Annotated in this window: 14 protein-coding genes; 10 read left to right on the top strand and 4 right to left on the bottom strand. The window is 69.5% G+C overall.

The genetic code is table 11. The annotated features are described in order from the left end of the window. On the bottom strand, nucleotides 1-1,536 hold a 1,536-nt coding region (locus IEY86_RS33150), incomplete at its 3' end, for a type I polyketide synthase (protein WP_229698984.1). A 642-nt stretch (nucleotides 1,537-2,178) separates the two neighbouring features. On the opposite strand from IEY86_RS33150, the gene IEY86_RS33145 reads away from it, so the two are divergent. Further along, the gene (locus tag IEY86_RS33145; protein WP_189135614.1) at nucleotides 2,179-2,760 is read left to right on the top strand and encodes a helix-turn-helix transcriptional regulator; all 582 of its coding nucleotides are present in this window, start codon (nucleotides 2,179-2,181) and stop codon (nucleotides 2,758-2,760) included. A 47-nt stretch (nucleotides 2,761-2,807) separates the two neighbouring features. Here the strand turns inward: IEY86_RS33145 and IEY86_RS33140 are convergent, their stop codons facing one another. Then, complete coding sequence (locus tag IEY86_RS33140; protein WP_189135613.1) at nucleotides 2,808-3,110, bottom strand: Rv0250c family protein; 303 nt, start codon at nucleotides 3,108-3,110, stop codon at nucleotides 2,808-2,810. A gap of 311 nt (nucleotides 3,111-3,421) precedes the next feature. Here IEY86_RS33140 and IEY86_RS33135 point away from each other — a divergent pair, with 311 nt between their 5' ends. The 8 genes from IEY86_RS33135 (at nucleotide 3,422) to IEY86_RS33100 (ending at nucleotide 12,263) form a co-directional block, all read left to right on the top strand. Further along, a complete protein-coding gene (locus IEY86_RS33135) occupies nucleotides 3,422-4,039 on the top strand; it encodes a response regulator transcription factor (RefSeq protein ID WP_189135612.1) in 618 nt (205 codons plus the stop codon). 92 nt (nucleotides 4,040-4,131) lie between these two features. Then, complete coding sequence (locus IEY86_RS33130) at nucleotides 4,132-5,496, top strand: ABC transporter substrate-binding protein (RefSeq protein ID WP_308425197.1); 1,365 nt, start codon at nucleotides 4,132-4,134, stop codon at nucleotides 5,494-5,496. A 391-nt stretch (nucleotides 5,497-5,887) separates the two neighbouring features. Continuing rightward, nucleotides 5,888-6,649 (top strand): DeoR/GlpR family DNA-binding transcription regulator, encoded by a 762-nt coding sequence (locus IEY86_RS33125; protein ID WP_229698983.1) that lies wholly within the window; start codon nucleotides 5,888-5,890, stop codon nucleotides 6,647-6,649. A gap of 154 nt (nucleotides 6,650-6,803) precedes the next feature. Further along, a complete protein-coding gene (locus tag IEY86_RS33120; protein ID WP_189135609.1) occupies nucleotides 6,804-8,177 on the top strand; it encodes an ABC transporter substrate-binding protein in 1,374 nt (457 codons plus the stop codon). After that, complete coding sequence (locus IEY86_RS33115; protein WP_189135608.1) at nucleotides 8,174-9,145, top strand: carbohydrate ABC transporter permease; 972 nt, start codon at nucleotides 8,174-8,176, stop codon at nucleotides 9,143-9,145. Before IEY86_RS33120 ends, IEY86_RS33115 begins: the two co-directional genes overlap by 4 nt. Beyond that, nucleotides 9,142-10,005: a carbohydrate ABC transporter permease gene (locus IEY86_RS33110; RefSeq protein WP_189135607.1), complete on the top strand. Its 864-nt coding sequence runs from the start codon at nucleotides 9,142-9,144 to the stop codon at nucleotides 10,003-10,005. The genes IEY86_RS33115 and IEY86_RS33110 overlap by 4 nt, the downstream gene beginning before the upstream one ends. Further along, on the top strand, nucleotides 10,002-10,991 hold the full coding sequence (locus IEY86_RS33105; RefSeq protein ID WP_189135606.1) for a zinc-dependent alcohol dehydrogenase family protein: 990 nt from the start codon (nucleotides 10,002-10,004) through the stop codon (nucleotides 10,989-10,991). Before IEY86_RS33110 ends, IEY86_RS33105 begins: the two co-directional genes overlap by 4 nt. Nucleotides 10,992-11,141: 150 nt before the next feature. Next, nucleotides 11,142-12,263 (top strand): sulfite oxidase, encoded by a 1,122-nt coding sequence (locus tag IEY86_RS33100; protein WP_189135605.1) that lies wholly within the window; start codon nucleotides 11,142-11,144, stop codon nucleotides 12,261-12,263. Here IEY86_RS33100 and IEY86_RS33095 read toward each other — a convergent pair. Together IEY86_RS33095 and IEY86_RS33090 are read right to left on the bottom strand one after the other, a co-directional pair. Then, entirely contained in the window at nucleotides 12,260-12,916 is a 657-nt protein-coding gene (locus IEY86_RS33095; RefSeq protein ID WP_229698982.1) for a TMEM175 family protein, read from the bottom strand. The genes IEY86_RS33100 and IEY86_RS33095 overlap by 4 nt on opposite strands. Nucleotides 12,917-13,117: 201 nt before the next feature. Next, a complete protein-coding gene (locus IEY86_RS33090; protein ID WP_189135604.1) occupies nucleotides 13,118-14,293 on the bottom strand; it encodes an acyl-CoA dehydrogenase family protein in 1,176 nt (391 codons plus the stop codon). 214 nt (nucleotides 14,294-14,507) lie between these two features. On the opposite strand from IEY86_RS33090, the gene IEY86_RS33085 reads away from it, so the two are divergent. Next, on the top strand, nucleotides 14,508-15,167 hold the full coding sequence (locus IEY86_RS33085) for a TetR/AcrR family transcriptional regulator (protein WP_189135603.1): 660 nt from the start codon (nucleotides 14,508-14,510) through the stop codon (nucleotides 15,165-15,167). The last annotated feature ends 111 nt before the right edge of the window (nucleotides 15,168-15,278 follow it).

The following is a 15,278-nucleotide window of genomic DNA, read 5'->3' as shown; positions in this document are numbered from 1 at the left end:
CTCGAACACCGAACGCGACCGCACCAACGACCACGCCACATCCACCGGACGCAACCCGGCCCGTGCCCCTGCAAACGCGCCCAGGCGCTGAGCCTGACCCGCCAGGGCCTGCCCGCCGCGCCCGGAGACCACCCACGGCACCGCACCGGAGACAAGGGGCGCCCGCGACGTCACCGGCTCCGGGCCGTGGTTCTCATGTGCCGGCTCCGGGACGGCGCCGGGTGCCTCCTCCAGGACGACATGGCAGTTGGTACCGCCCATGCCGAACGAGCTGACACCGGCGACGAGCGGAGCGTCGGGGCGCGGCCACGAGCCGAGTCCGCTGTGCACCCGCAGGCGCAGCTCGTCGAAGGGGATCCTCGGGTTGGGGGTCTCATGGTTGAGGCTCGGCGGCAGCTCACGATGCTCGATGGCCAGCGCTGTCTTCAGCAAACCGACAATGCCGGCGGCGCCTTCGAGATGTCCCACATTGGTCTTGGCGGAGCCGACCAGCAGTGGCTCGTCCGGGTCCCTGTCCCGGCCGAGTGCGGCGCCGAGGGCAGCGGCCTCGATCGGGTCGCCGACAGGGGTGCCGGTACCGTGCAGTTCGACGTACTGGACGTCGCGCGGTGCGGTCCCGGCGCGGCGGTGGGCGCGCCGTACCACCTCCTCCTGCGCCCGGGCGTCGGGGGCGGTGAGGGTGTCCCCTCCTCCGTCGTTGTTCACTGCGCTGCCGCGGATGACGCAGTGCACCGGATCACCGTCGGCGAGTGCCCGGTCCAAGGGCTTGAGCACGATGAACGCGCCGCCCTCTCCCCGGACGTAGCCGTTGGCCCGCTCGTCGAAGGTGTAGCAGAGGCTGTCGGGGGACAGCGCCCCGAACCTCTCGGCGTACAGGGTGCTCTCGGGGACCAGATGGAGGTTGATCCCGCCCGCGATGGCGAGGTCGCTGTCACCGCTGCGCAGGCATTCGCAGGCGAGGTGGACGGCCACGAGCGCGGAGGACTGGGCGGAGTCGAGGGTGAGGCTGGGGCCGCGCAGGCCGAACGAGTAGGAGAGCCGGTTGGCGACGAGGCTGCGGTGAGTGCCCGTCATCGAGTGGTGTGAGACCGCGTCGGGGCCCTGTCGGTGGAGGAGGGTGGCGTAGTCGTCGTGTGCGGCCCCGACGTAGACTGCGGTCGCGCTGCCGACGAGCCGCTCGGGGACGATGCGGGCGTTCTCCATCGCCTCCCACGCGAGTTCGAGGGCCAGGCGCTGCTGGGGGTCCATGCCGTCGGCCTCACGGGGGGAGATCCCGAAGAAGCCGGGGTCGAAGCGGTCGACGTGGTCCAGGTATCCGCCCCGGCGGCTGTGTCCCGTTCGGTCGGGATCCCAGGTCTCCCATGTGTCCCCACGGTCCTCGGGGATGTCCCGGATGCCGCTGACGCCTTCGCGCAGGAGCTGCCAGAAGGCGGCGGGGTCGGGCGCTCCGGGGAGGCGGCACGACATACCGATGACGGCGATGGGGCGATGGGCTGCAACGCTGAGCTCGCGCATTCCGCGTCCTGACTCGTTCATTGGCTCCACCAGCTTCACCGGCCGCGGGGACCGCAGACGTGGGGTAGGGAGTGCCTCACCGCTCCGCGTTCCCATCAGGGCATGGGGGCAGACGGAGATCGCTGAGCGGCGAGGCCTTCCGACGCTAGGGCCGCCGCGACTAGGGCGGCCCCTAAAGGTCGTTCCGGTCGGTGAACCCATGGGTACAGCTGCCTGAACAAGGGGTTTCGGACACACGACACGGGCACGTCCAGCCGCCCGCCGGCTCTGGCACGTGACGGCACGACGGGGCTCGGCACGCGACCGTACCGCTGACCAGGGGGTAAACCGGCCGACCGAACCGAGGGGGCGACCTACCACAGTGTTTCGCCCACCAGGCAACCCATCGTTGACGCTCAAGATCCCCCGTGCCTACGCTCGCCCCGAGCCAAGCCAGAAGCGGTCAGAAACAGTCACATCTCGGAACCAGAAGCCCTAGCAGGCGCACTTGAGCCGCAGGACCTGAATCCCCCGTGTTTGTTCCGACGCCAGAGAAAGTGTGCACCTCTTATGATCGAATCCGCCGACGCTCCTGCCCGCTCCGCTGCCCGCGCCTTCGCCTCACCTCAGGCAGGGATCGGTCACCCGGAATACAGGCAGCGGCACTCCGGTCGGGTCACGTGCATGGCCAGCCTCGACCCTTCTCTCAATATCGCCGCGGCGAATGCGGATTTTTTCCGGCAGTTCGCCCGTTCGTCCACAGATATTTGCGGACGCAGCATCTACGACTTCCTGCACCCCAGTGCCAGGAGCGTCCTGCCCCGGCACTTCACCCGACTGTCGGACGGCCAGCGCGCCCGGTTCGTGGAGCGAGTGGTCGCCATGCCGGTGGCGGACCGGGTCTTCTCCGCGGAGATGACCGGTGTGGCCGTCTGCGGAGAGGGCGACGGCCTGACCGGCATCGTCGTGATGGTCAGCCCGGATGAGGAGGCGCCCGACAACCAGGACGCCGCCTGCCTGCCCAAGCCGCTGCTGACTCCCCTCGATGCCCGCATCCTGGAGGGCGTCGCCACCGGCACCTCGACCGTCCAACTCGCCGCCCGTCTCTACCTCAGCCGCCAAGGAGTCGAGTACCACGTAGGCCTGATGCTGCGTCGACTCAAGGCGCCCAACCGTGCCGCCCTCGTCTCCCGTGCCTACTCCAAAGGCATCCTGACAGTCGGCAACTGGCCGCCCCGCGTGCTGCCCGAGTTCGTCAAGAAGTAACCTCGCCTCCGCCGAGGCCGGGTCCTGCGCCCTCACCGCAAGGACCTTCAGTAGTGCTGACGTTGGTACCCCCCGATTCCCTCGTCGTCCGCTCCCTGCCAGAGCACACGGTCGTAGGGGTCGTCCGGGACAACGGCGACTTCCACAGCCGATCCCGGCGCTGCCACGGGTGCACGGAGTCTCGACGCCACATGGAGTACCGCGTCCTCCCCGTCCAGCTCCAGCCGGTCGACGTCGTTCAGGAGTCTGCGAATCCACAGCGAGTCGCCCTCGGCCGTCCTCAGCGATTCCACGCACTCGCGCAATCTGCCTATGGCCGACTGCACTTCCACGAACTCGGCACTCGTCACGCCTTCTCCACCACCTCGGTCGAGACCCGCGGCAACCTGTGCGTCGCCGCCCCACCATTCAGTTGCAATGTGACACGTGACGCAAGACCGATTGGCCCCGCGGGGGCGATGTCTGGTCATTTCCCCGGTACTTCAACCTCGGTCCTCCCCACCGTCCGTCCCACTCGAGGCGGCGAACCCCATGGCCCCCAGCACATGGCCCCCAGCGCACAGCGCCAAGCACGAAGCACAGGAGGGGCACAGCGATGTCGCACCAGACGACAGAGCGCGTATATCGGCACCAACTGGTCCCCGCTCAACTGTCCATCGCCATGTCAGTGGAGGAGACGTTCGACGCCGGGCTGGCTCACCGGCTCGAGCGGGCCGGGCTCACCCTCGGTGCCGCGGTGCGTTGGGGAAGCGAGACCGCCTGCGCCTCCGTGCTGGAGCGCAGGCCGGCGATGCTCCTGCTCGATCTGCCCAGGTCCGGTGACGAGGAGTTGGCCGGCCTCGTCCGGGCCGCCTCCCTGATCGCCCCGGTGGCTGTTCTGCGGCCCGACGGACGCGACGCGCTCACGGCCTTCGGTGCGGGTGCCCTCGACGTCCTTGACCGGCATGCCCCGGCCGCCGAGTTGGCCGGGCGCATCTACGCCGATCTGAGGCGGTGCATCCCCGCGTCACCCACCCGGTGGTGCGCGGGCACCTCCGCGAGCCAGCGGCTCCTGTTCGATGTGATCAGCAGGGCGCAGGCGCCCATCTGCTGCCACCGCCTCAGGCTGCTCCTGGGGACACCCAGCCTCCCCCTGACGCTGCGGGCCCTCAAGGCCCGGATCCAGCGGCTGCTGCCCGCCTTCGCCGACTGCGGGCTGGAACTGGTCGCGGATCTGCAGTGGGGCCTGGCGACCTATCGGGTCCGCGACGCCAAAACCGCGGACGCCCGGCTCCAGTAGAGCCCCGTTCCCTTTGCGCGGCCCCTTGCCCACTGCCTTTCTCGTGCCCTTTCTCGTGCCCTTTTCTCGTGCCATTTCTCGCGACATTTCACATGCCCTCGTGTTCACGTACTAAGGAAAACAACCACATGATCTCCCCTCGGGCCCTGACCATCGCCGCAGTAGCCTTCGTATCGGCGACGGCAGGAATCCTCTCCCTGGCACCGGACGACAGCGGGGGTCCGAAACCCGCCCGCGTGATCACCGTGTGGTCCCATGCGGGCCCCGGACCCGAGAGTTCGGTTCTGCGAGCACAGGTCGCGAAGTTCAACCGCAGTCGGTCGGGAATCCGGGTGGACATCGCTTTCCCCACGGCTGACAAGGAGAAGAACTACAACGAGAGGGTGGTGGCCGCGGCGGCCAATCACCGCCTTCCCGACCTGGTCGATATCGAGGACCCGTTCATCAGCGGCCATGTACGGCGGAACAAACTGGCCCCGCTCGAGCAGTTGCTGCCTCCGTCGCTCCAGGCCGATCTCCTGCCGGGAATTGGCGACCGCGGCATCAGCGACGGGCATCTCTACGCGGTGGGCGCCTATGGCTCCACCGTGCTGCTGTACGCGAACAAGGCACGGCTCGACGCCGCGCATGTCCATTACCCCAGCCGGCCGGGGCAGTCATGGACAGCGGCGGAGTTCGACGCGGCGCTGCGCACACTGGCGGAGCACGACAAGGACGGACACGTTCTCGATTTGGGCCGGTCCAATGGTGACGGCGAATGGCTGACGTTCGCTTTCAGTCCCATGGTGTGGTCGGCAGGCGGCGATCTGATCGACCGTCATGGCGAGCCGACGGCGGTCGGGGCGATCGACAGGCGTGAGGTAGCACGGGCGATGGAGCACATCCAGGAGTGGAAGCCCTTCGTCGAACTCACCGACACGAGCAGCTTCACCCAGGGCACGACGGCACTGTCGTGGAACGGACAGTGGCAGTACCCCTCCTTCTCCAAGGTCCTGGGCGGGAATCTGGTCGTCCTGCCCCTGCCCGACTTCGGCGCCGGCAGCAGGACGTCGTCCGGTACATGGAGTTGGGGCATCAGCCGTGCCTCCGGCAACAAGGACGCCGCGGCCGAATTCCTGGCCTTCCTGATGGAGGACGAGCAACTGCTGGAGACCTCACGGGCCACGGGCGGCATCCCCGGAACCACCACGGCTCTGGAGAAGTCGACAACGTACGGTCCCGGTGGACCTCTCAACCTCCTCACGCGCCAACTCGACGGACTGTGCGGGGAGGAGGATCTCATCACCTCCGACTGCACCGGAGTCACCCGCCCCGCCAGTCCCAGCTATGCGTCGGTCACCAAGGCGTTCCGGAAGGCGTTCGCCTCCATCTGGGCAGGAGAGGCCCCTCCGGAGTCACTGCACCGCGCCGCCAAGGAGATCGACGCCGGGATCGAGGCGGGCAACGCCGCACACTGAGGCTCGGACCGGACCGCCGGCGCACCCCCGGCCTCGACGTGCGCCCGCCCACCGCCACATGGCCACGACCGTGACCGCGCTGCTGGACTCGGCCGCCCACGCGTCGGCCGTGCCGGACCCCGCTCCCGCCCGCCCGCAGTAGCGCGGACCGCCCGAACGGTCACCGGGCGCCAAACGGGCCCGAGCACCGGGCAATCGGGCGCCCGCAAGCCCCGGAAGCCGCCCACAACCGATGTGAACTGCGGCAATGCTGTGTGGCGGGCGGTCGGACCCAGGCGCAACCACTCATGAAACAGATCTGTTCAGTCGGCTGCGACGGCTGTACAACTGTGCTCATCGGCCCGAACGGGCATATGCGGGTCGAAACGCGTGGACAGGAAATGAGGTGCCCGTGGGCGCGGAGGAACGCCAACGCCGGATCCTCGGAATCGCGCGGCGCGCGGGCTCGGTGAATGTCGCCGAGCTGTCCGGCGAGCTGGACGTGGCGAAGGAGACGGTGCGCCGCGACCTTCGGGTTCTTGAGGACCACGGTCTGGTGCGCCGCACACACGGAGGCGCCTACCCGGTCGAGAGCGCGGGGTTCGAGACGACCCTCGCCTTCCGCACGACGATGAACGTCCCGGAGAAAAGGAGGATCGCGTCCGCCGCGGCGGACCTTCTCGGTGACGCCGAGGCGGTGTTCATCGACGAGGGGTTCACTCCCCAGTTGATAGCCGAGGCCCTGCCGCGCAACCGGAAGCTGACCGTGGTCACCGCCTCACTGGCGGCCGCCGGAGTGCTGGCCGCCTCCCCCGGGATGACCGTGCTGCTGCTCGGCGGCCGGGTCAGGGGCGGCACCCTGGCGACGGTCGACCACTGGGCCACGGCCATGCTCGGCGGCTTCGTGATCGACCTGGCGTTCATCGGCGCCAACGGCATCTCCCGCGAGCACGGACTGACCACCCCGGACCCCGCCGTCAGCGAGGTGAAGGCAAAGGTGATGCGGGTGGCCCGGCGCCGTGTCTTCGCCGGAGTGCACACCAAGTTCGGTGCGGCCAGCTTCTGCCGGTTCGCGGAGGTGGCCGACGTCGAGGCGATCGTCACCGACACCGGCCTGCCCGTCGCCGAGGCCCACCGCTACTCCCTCCTGGGACCCCAGGTGATCCGGGTGTGACCGGCGCCGCCCCTGCGCAACCGCGCCCCTGAACAACTTCACCCGCACCTCCTCTTCTCCCGTCGACGCCGACGGGTGGGTTCCACGCACCCGAAAACCGACCGCCCGGCTCCCGGCGCCGCCGCCCGGAGCCGCAACAGATGGGACACCCGCCATGGCATACAGAGGAAACAGAAGAAGCCGGCACACCGCGCAGGCCGTCGCCGCCGCGGGGGCCGCCGCGGCCCTGCTTGCGGCGTGCAGTGGAGCGGGCGGCACCGCCTCCTCCGGCGGCGGCGAGACGGTCAATGTCCTGATGGTCAACAACCCTCAGATGATCGAGTTGCAGAAGCTGACCGCCGACCACTTCACCAAGGAGACCGGCATCAAGGTCAACTTCACCGTCCTGCCGGAGAACGACGTCCGCGACAAGATCAGCCAGGACTTCTCCAACCAGGCCGGGCAGTACGACGTGGCCACGATCAGCAACTTCGAGATCCCGTTCTTCGCCAAGAACCGCTGGCTGCACCCCCTGGACTCCTATGTCGCCAAGGACAAGGCGTTCGACCAGGGCGACATCCTCGCGCCGATGCGCGAGTCCCTCACCGCCGAGGACGGAAAGCTCTACGGCCAGCCGTTCTACGGGGAGTCGTCCTTCCTCATGTACCGCAAGGACGTCTTCGCCGAGAAGGGCCTGAAGATGTCCGACTCCCCCACCTGGCAGCAGGTGGCGGATCTGGCGGCCAAGGCGGACGGCGCCAAGCCGGGGATGAAGGGCATCTGCCTGCGCGGCCAGCCCGGGTGGGGAGAGGTCATCGCGCCCCTGACCACCGTGGTCAACACCTTTGGCGGCACCTGGTTCACCAAGGACTGGCAGGCGCGCCTGACCGCGCCGGAGTTCAAGAAGGCGACGAAGTTCTATGTCGACCTGGTGCGCCGGCACGGCGAGGCGGGCGCCGCGCAGTCCGGGTACGCCGAGTGCCTGAACAACCTCGCTCAGGGCAAGGTCGCCATGTGGTACGACGCCACGGCCGCCGCCGGGTCCCTGGAGTCGGCGAAGTCCCCCGTCAAGGACAGGATCGGGTACGTCCAGGCGCCGGTGGACAAGACCCCCAGCTCCGGCTGGCTCTACACCTGGGCCTGGGGTGTGCAGAAGGCGTCCAAGCACCCGGACAACGCGTGGAAGTTCATCTCCTGGGCGTCGAGCAAGAAGTACGAGGCCCTCGTCGGCGAGAAGATCGGCTGGGAGAACGTCCCGGCGGGCAAGCGGGCCTCGACGTACGGCAACGCCGACTACCGCAAGGCCGCAGCGGCGTTCCACGAGGTCACCAAGCGGTCCATCACCGGCGCCGACCCCCGTAACCCGGGTGTGCAGCCGCGTCCGACGATCGGCATCCAGTTCGTCGACATCCCCGAGTTCTCCGACCTGGGCACCAAGGTCTCGCAGGAGATCAGCGCCGCCATCGCCGGGCGCCAGAGCGTCGACCAGGCACTGAACAAGTCGCAGGCGCTCGCCGAGAAGGTCGCCAAGGAGTACCGCGGCCGATGAGCGCGCCCACGACCGTGCGGCCCGACCGCACCGGCCCCCCGGCTCCGGCCCCCTCGTCCCGGGCGAAGTGGCGCCGAGCCCGGGCCTGGGCCACCCGTGCCCCGCTGCTGCCCGCGCTCGTCTTCCTGATCGCGGTGACACAGCTGCCCTTCGTGGCCACCCTGGTCATCTCCCTCTTCGACTGGAACGCCCTGTATCCGGACGAGCGCCGGTTCACCGGCCTGTCGAACTACACATCGGTCGCCACCGATCCCCAGCTGCGGGACTCGGTGGGCACCACCGCCGTCCTCACCGCCTCCACGGTGCTGGTCAGCCTTCTGCTGGGGCTGGGGCTCGCCCTCCTGCTGGACCGCGCGTTCATCGGCAGGGGGCTGGTGCGCACCATGCTGATCGCCCCGTTCCTGCTCGTTCCCGTGGCCGCCGCCCTGCTGTGGAAGCACGCCCTCTACAACCCCGAGTACGGGCTGTTCAACGGCGGTCTCAGCTGGACGGCGGACCTGGTGGGCATCGACCGTCCTCCCCAGCCGGACTGGATCTCGTCCATGCCGCTGATCGCGGTGGAGGCGGCGCTGGTGTGGCAGTGGACCCCGTTCATGATGCTCATCCTGCTCGCCGGGCTGCAGAGCCGGCCGCTGGAGATGGTCGAGGCCGCGCGCCTCGACGGCGCCGGCACCTGGCAGATCTTCCGCTATCTGACCCTCCCGCACCTGCGGCGATATCTGGAGCTCGGGGTGCTGCTGGGTTCGATCTACATCGTCCAGAACTTCGACGCGGTGTTCACCATCACCTCCGGCGGCCTCGGCACCGCCAACCTCCCCTACACGATCTACCAGACCTTCTACCAGGCCCATGAGTACGGCCAGGCCTCCGCGGCCGGGGTGCTCGTGGTGATCGGATCGATTGTGCTGGCGACCTTCGCCCTGCGTGTCGTCTCCTCCCTCTTCCGTCAGGAGGTGTCGCGGGCATGACCGTGCACACCGTCGCCCCGCACCGTGCGGCACGTGCCGCGCGCCGCCGCGGTCTGGCCCTGGGCCTGCTCGCCTGGCTGGCAGGGCTGGCCTTCTTCCTCCCCGTCGCCTGGATGGTGCTGACCTCGCTGCACAGCGAGTCCGACGCCGCCACCAACCCGCCCTCGCTGGGCGCCGGGCTCACGCTGGACGCCTACCGGGAGTTCTTCGACTCGGCCGCCGGGACCGGTCCCTGGCCGGCGTTGATCAACTCCTTCACCGCCAGTACGTTCTCCACGCTCTTCGTCCTGCTGTTGGCGCTCCCGGCGGCCTACGCGCTGTCGATCCGGCGGGTCCGCAAATGGACCGATGTGCTGTTCTTCTTCCTGTCCACCAAGATGCTGCCCGCCGTGGCCGGGCTGCTGCCGATCTACCTGATCGCCAAGAACAGCGGCATGCTCGACAACATCTGGCTGCTCGTCATCCTCTACACCTCGATGAACCTGCCGATCGCGGTGTGGATGATGCAGTCCTTCCTCGCCGACATCCCGGTCTCCATCATCGAGGCGGCGCAGATCGACGGCGCCCGCCTGCCGTCGATCCTCGCCCGGGTCGTCGCCCCCGTCGCCGGGCCCGGTCTGGCGGCCACGGCGCTGATCTGCTTCATCTTCAGCTGGAACGAGATGCTCTTCGCCCGGGTGCTCACCGGAGTGACCGCGCAGACCGCCCCCGTGTTCCTGACGAGCTTCATCACGAGTCAGGGCCTGTTCCTGGCCAAGGTCTGCGCCGCGTCCGTCGTGATCTCCCTGCCGGTGCTCGCCGCCGGCTTCGCCGCCCAGGACAAGCTGGTCCAGGGCCTGTCCCTAGGAGCAGTCAAATGAGGGCCGCCGTCATCGAAGCCCCGGGCAAGGTCAGCGTCACCACCGTGCCCGACCCCGCTCCGGGTCCCCGGGAGGTCGTCGTGGACGTCGCGGCCTGCGGGCTGTGCGGGACGGATCTGCACATCCTGCAGGGCGAGTTCGCGCCCACGCTGCCGGTGGTACCGGGACACGAGTTCGCCGGTGAGGTGGTCGGCATCGGCAGCGAGGTGACCGAGCTGGCGGTGGGTGACCGGGTGGCCGTCGACCCCTCCCTGTACTGCCACGAGTGCCGCTACTGCCGGAGGGGCCGCAACAACCTGTGCGACCGCTGGGCGGCCATCGGAGTCACCGTGTCGGGCGGGGCCGCCGAGTACGCCGTGGCACCCGTGGCCAACTGCGTCCGCCTGCCGGACCACGTGGACACGGCCGACGCCGCGCTGATCGAGCCGCTGTCCTGCGCCGTGCGCGGCTACGACGTCCTCGGCAGCCGCCTCGGATCAGAGGTGCTGATCTACGGCAGCGGCACCATGGGGCTGATGATGCTGGAGCTGGCCAAGCGCACGGGCGCCGCGAGCGTCGATGTGGTCGACATCAACGCCGAGCGGCTCGCCACGGCCCGGACGCTGGGCTGCTCCCGTGCCGCCCGCTCGGCGTGGGAACTGGACAAGCCGTGCGGCTGGGACGTCGTGATCGACGCCACCGGAAACCAGGCGGCCATCCAGGACGGCCTCGGCCGCGTCGCCAAGGCGGGCACATTCCTGCAGTTCGGTGTCTCGGACTACGCCGCGACGGCGACCATCGAGCCGTACCGGATCTACAACCAGGAGATCACCATCACCGGCTCCATGGCCGTTCTGCACAGCTACGAGCGGGCGGCCGACCTGTTCGCGGCCGGTGTCCTCGACCCGGGAACGTTCATCAGCCACCGGCTGCCGCTCGAGCAGTACCCCGAGGCCATCGCCCGCTTCCGGGCCGGGGAGGGCCGCAAGATCGTGGTCGAGCCCTGACCGGCGGACCGGGACTGTCGCGTCCCGTCGCCGTCGGGTTCGAGGGTGATCTCCACGGTCCTCGGACCCGGTGGGACGGGAGCGCGCGACCTCCAGCGCGGGCTGTCATCGGCCCGAGCCGGGTGGGCGAGGGGGGACGACAATGGACCCATGGACGCGCATCCCACCGATGTGAGCGCGGCGGCACGACTGGCCGGACCGGACGAGGCGATCAGCCAGGAGGAACTGGCGCTGGCGGCCCGCAACCACGGCCTTCCCCTGGAGGCCCTCCGCTACGAGATCACCCCGCCCGGCCTGCACTACGTGCTGACCCACTACGACATTCCCGCCGCGGACGCCGGCACTTGGCGGCTGGAGGTACGCGGCAGAGTACGCAGGGCGCTGACGCTGGACATGGCGGCCCTCAGATCGTTCCCGGCCGTCACCCGGCGCGTGACGATCGAGTGCGCCGGCAACGGCCGGGCACTGCTGTCGCCACGCCCGGTGAGCCAGCCATGGCTGGTGGAAGCCGTCGGCACCGCGGAATGGACCGGTGTCCCGCTGCGGACACTGCTCGACGAGGCCGGGGCAGAGCCGGACGCCGTCGAAGCCGTCTTCACCGGAGCCGACCACGGCGTGGAGCGCGGTGTCGAACAGGACTACCAGCGCAGTCTGCCCCTGGCGGTGGCCACCGGGGCGGACCCGCAGGTGCTGGTCGCGTATGCGATGAACGGTGATCCGCTGCCCCCGCAGCACGGCTTTCCCCTGCGCCTCGTAGTGCCCGGCTGGTACGGCATGGCGCAGGTGAAGTGGCTGCGTGAGATCAGCCTGACCGACGAACCGTTCACCGGCTTCCAGCAGGCGGTGGCCTACCGCCTCCGGCAGGACGCCGAGGAAGCGGGAACGCCGGTCACCCGGATCGAGCCGCGGGCCCTGCTGATCCCACCCGGCTTCCCGGACTTCATGTCCAGGACCCGTGTGGTCCGCCCGGGACCCGTGCGACTGGAGGGCCGCGCATGGTCCGGCCGTCCCCCGGTGACCAGGGTCGAGGTGAGCACGGACGGCGGCGGTTCCTGGACCGAGGCCGATCTCGCGCCTCCGGACTCGCAACGTTGGGCCTGGCAGCACTGGCACTCTGCCTGGACCGCCACGCCGGGCCCGCATGTGCTCAGTGCCCGGGCCACCGATGCCGGAGGGCACACCCAGCCGCTCGGCCAACCGTGGAACCGCGGCGGTTTCGCCAACAACCTCATCCAGCGGGTCGGCGTCCTCTGCTGTGAGGCCGACGCCTAGAACGTGCCGTCGCCGCCGGCCGCTGTCGCGCGTCGCCGCTTCCCGCCGATCACCCGCTTGGCGGGAACGAGGATGATCCAGAAGAACATGGCCACGTTCGGAGAGACAAAGGCCAGGGGCACCGCGACACCGAACACCACTACGCTGGAGCCAAGATCGGCGGCGTCGAGCCTGCGGACCCTGGCGGTGAGTGGATCCGGCGGTGGCCCCAGGCGTTTGTGGGAAGTCCGGAGCAGGGCCAGATGGACCGCGTTCGTGGCGGCGACGCTGCCGGAGTAGATGGCCACGGCCAGTGGCTCGTATCCGTACTCCGCCAGCAGAGACGTCGGGAACGGCAGCAGAGCGATCAGGGCGAGCCCCAGCAGCGTCAGCCCGACGACCGAGGCGTCCACCCGGGGAACGCCACCGAGGACGCGGCGGTGGTCGCTCCAGAAGTTCGCGATCACCGCGAAACTCAGCGCATACGCCCCGACATTGGGGAGAGCCTGACGCAGCGCCTCGTGAAAGGCCGCGTCGTCCAGTCCTCGCGGGACCGAGACATCGAGCACCAGGAGGGTCATCGCGATGGCGAAGACCCCGTCCGACAAGGCCGAGAGCCGCTCGGGGCCCTCATCCGTCCCGCCGCGCCCTACGGCGACTGGTGCACGATCCACGTCAGCAACGTACGGCGTGCGGCCGTACCGGGCCCGCGTACGCGCCGCCCCCTCCACAAGTGGGCCCGGAAGTCGCGGGCCCCGAGGTCACGGGTCCGAGATCAGGGGCCCGAGATCAGGGCCCCGAGATCAGGGGCCCGAGGCCAGGGTCCGAGGCCAGAGGTCCGAGGCCAGAGGTCCGAGGTCCGAGGTCAGGGTGCGTCACGCGAGGTGGCCGCCGAGCTTGGAGTAGCCCTTGAGCAGGTCGCGGGAGATGATCAGCCGCTGCATCTCGTCGGTGCCCTCGAAGATGCGGAAGAGGCGGACCTGCCGGTACATGCGCTCCAGCGGCAGCTCGCGGGTGTAGCCCATGCCTCCGTGGATCTGCAGCGCGCGGTCCACGACGCGGTTGACCATGCCGGCGCCGTAGAGCTTGGCCATGGAGGAGGAGTGCCGGGGTTCCATGCCGTTCTGGTCGACGGTCCAGGCGGCGCGCAGGACCAGCCAGCGGGCGGCCTCCAGCTCGGTCTCCGAGTCGGCGATCATCCACTGGACGGCCTGGTTGGTCCCGATCTTCTTGCCGAACGTCTCCCGGGTGTTGGCGTGGTCGATGGCCATCTGCAGGGCTCGCTGGGCTATCCCGAGCGCGTGCGAGGGAATGATGTACCGGCCCTTGCCGATCCACTGCATGCCGAGGTCGAAGCCCTGGCCGATCTCGCCGAGGACATTGCTCGCGGGCACCCGGACGTCGTCGAAGACCAGCGAGGCCGGGCCGCCCTCCCCCATGGTCTGGATGAACTCGGACTTCCATCCCATCTCGCGGTCGACGAGGAAGGCCGTGGTGCCGCCGCCGCGGACCCCCCTGTCCTTGTCGGTGACGGCGATCACGATGGCGAAGTCGGCGTCGTTGCCCCCTGTGATGAAGGTCTTCTCGCCGTTGAGGATCCAGTCTGTGCCGTCCCGCCGGGCGGAGAGCTTGATGTTCGCCGCGTCGGATCCGGCGCCGGGCTCGGTGATGGCGAAGCACGAGACGCGCTCGCCCGCGATGGTCGGCAGCAGATACTCGCGCTTCTGGGCCTCGTTGGCGTAGTACAGGATGTTGTCGGCCTCGCCGCCGAAGCGGAACGGTACGAAGGAGCGGCCGATCTCGGTCCAGATCAGCGACTGGGTGACGGCGGGCAGTTCCATGCCGCCGTACTCCTGCGGGGTGCTCAGCCCCCAGAAGCCGAACTTCTTCGCCTTGAGCTGGAGTTCACGCAGTTCCTCGCGTTCGAGGCCGGGCTGGTGCAGACGCTCGCGGCGCAGGAGTTGCTGTTCCAGCGGCAGGATCTCCTTGGTGATGAAGGCCCGGGCCGTGTCCCGGATCGCCCTCTGCTCGTCACTCAGGGAGAAGTCCACGATGTGCTCCTTCGGGAGGGACGGGCGCTCGGCAAGGAGCTGAGCGGCTCGACTTAAACTAGCGCTGCAAGTTTTGTACCCTACACGGCGGGTTCCAGGGTTGAAAAGACGGCCGGAGCGGCCACCGCCCGGGCGGTGTAGCCTCCACGTCGCCCGACCCGTTCGGCTCGGCCCTGTGGCTCGACATCGGCTCGGGCTGCTGAGGAGGTGACCCATGGCGCGACCGCGCCACCCGCTGCTCAGCCGCGGCCGCATCGTGGAGGCGGCGCTGCGGATCATCGACGCCGAGGAACTCGCGGCCCTCTCCACCCGGCGGCTCGCCGCCGAGCTCGGCGTGAGCGGGCCCTCCCTCTACAACCACTTCGGCACGATGGACGAGCTGACCGACGCCGTCGTCGACCATGTCCTCAGCCAGGTGGACGTCTCGATGTTCGGCCGGTGCGACTGGCCCGCCGCGCTGCGCGGCTGGGCCCGCTCCTACCGGGCCGCCCTCGCCGCGCACCCCCACCTGGTACCCGCCCTCGCCCAGGGCCCGGGCAGACGGCCCAACGCCCTGCGCCTGGCCGACGCCGTCTTCGGCGGCCTGGTCGAGGCCGGCTGGCCGCGGGCGCACGCCACCCGCGTCGGAGCCCTGATGCGCTACTTCATCACCGGCTCGGCGCTCGGCTCCTTCGCCTCGGGATTCCCCACCGACGCGGGTGTGTACGCCGGTGAGTACCCGCATCTCGACCAGGCCCATCTGCTGGCCGACCATCAGCGCGAGATCGACGAGGGCGCGTTCGAGACAGGTCTGGAGGCACTTCTCGACGGCCTGAGCGGACAGTACGCCCGCCTCGTCGGGCAGCCACCGCGGCCGCCCGGTGCCCCGGACTGAGAAGAGACTCGGACGGAGACGACACAAGCGTGGCGGCTGCGCCGGCCGCGGCGGGGCGGGGGATCATGGGCGCCGGGCGGGGTGACACGGCGGCGAGGACAGGAACCCTTT

Origin of the sequence: Wenjunlia tyrosinilytica, from assembly GCF_014646055.1 — a bacterium.
GTDB lineage: Bacteria > Actinomycetota > Actinomycetes > Streptomycetales > Streptomycetaceae > Wenjunlia > Wenjunlia tyrosinilytica.
Note: the sequence above shows the minus strand (reverse complement) of the source record. Positions and strands in the feature narration are given on the sequence as shown.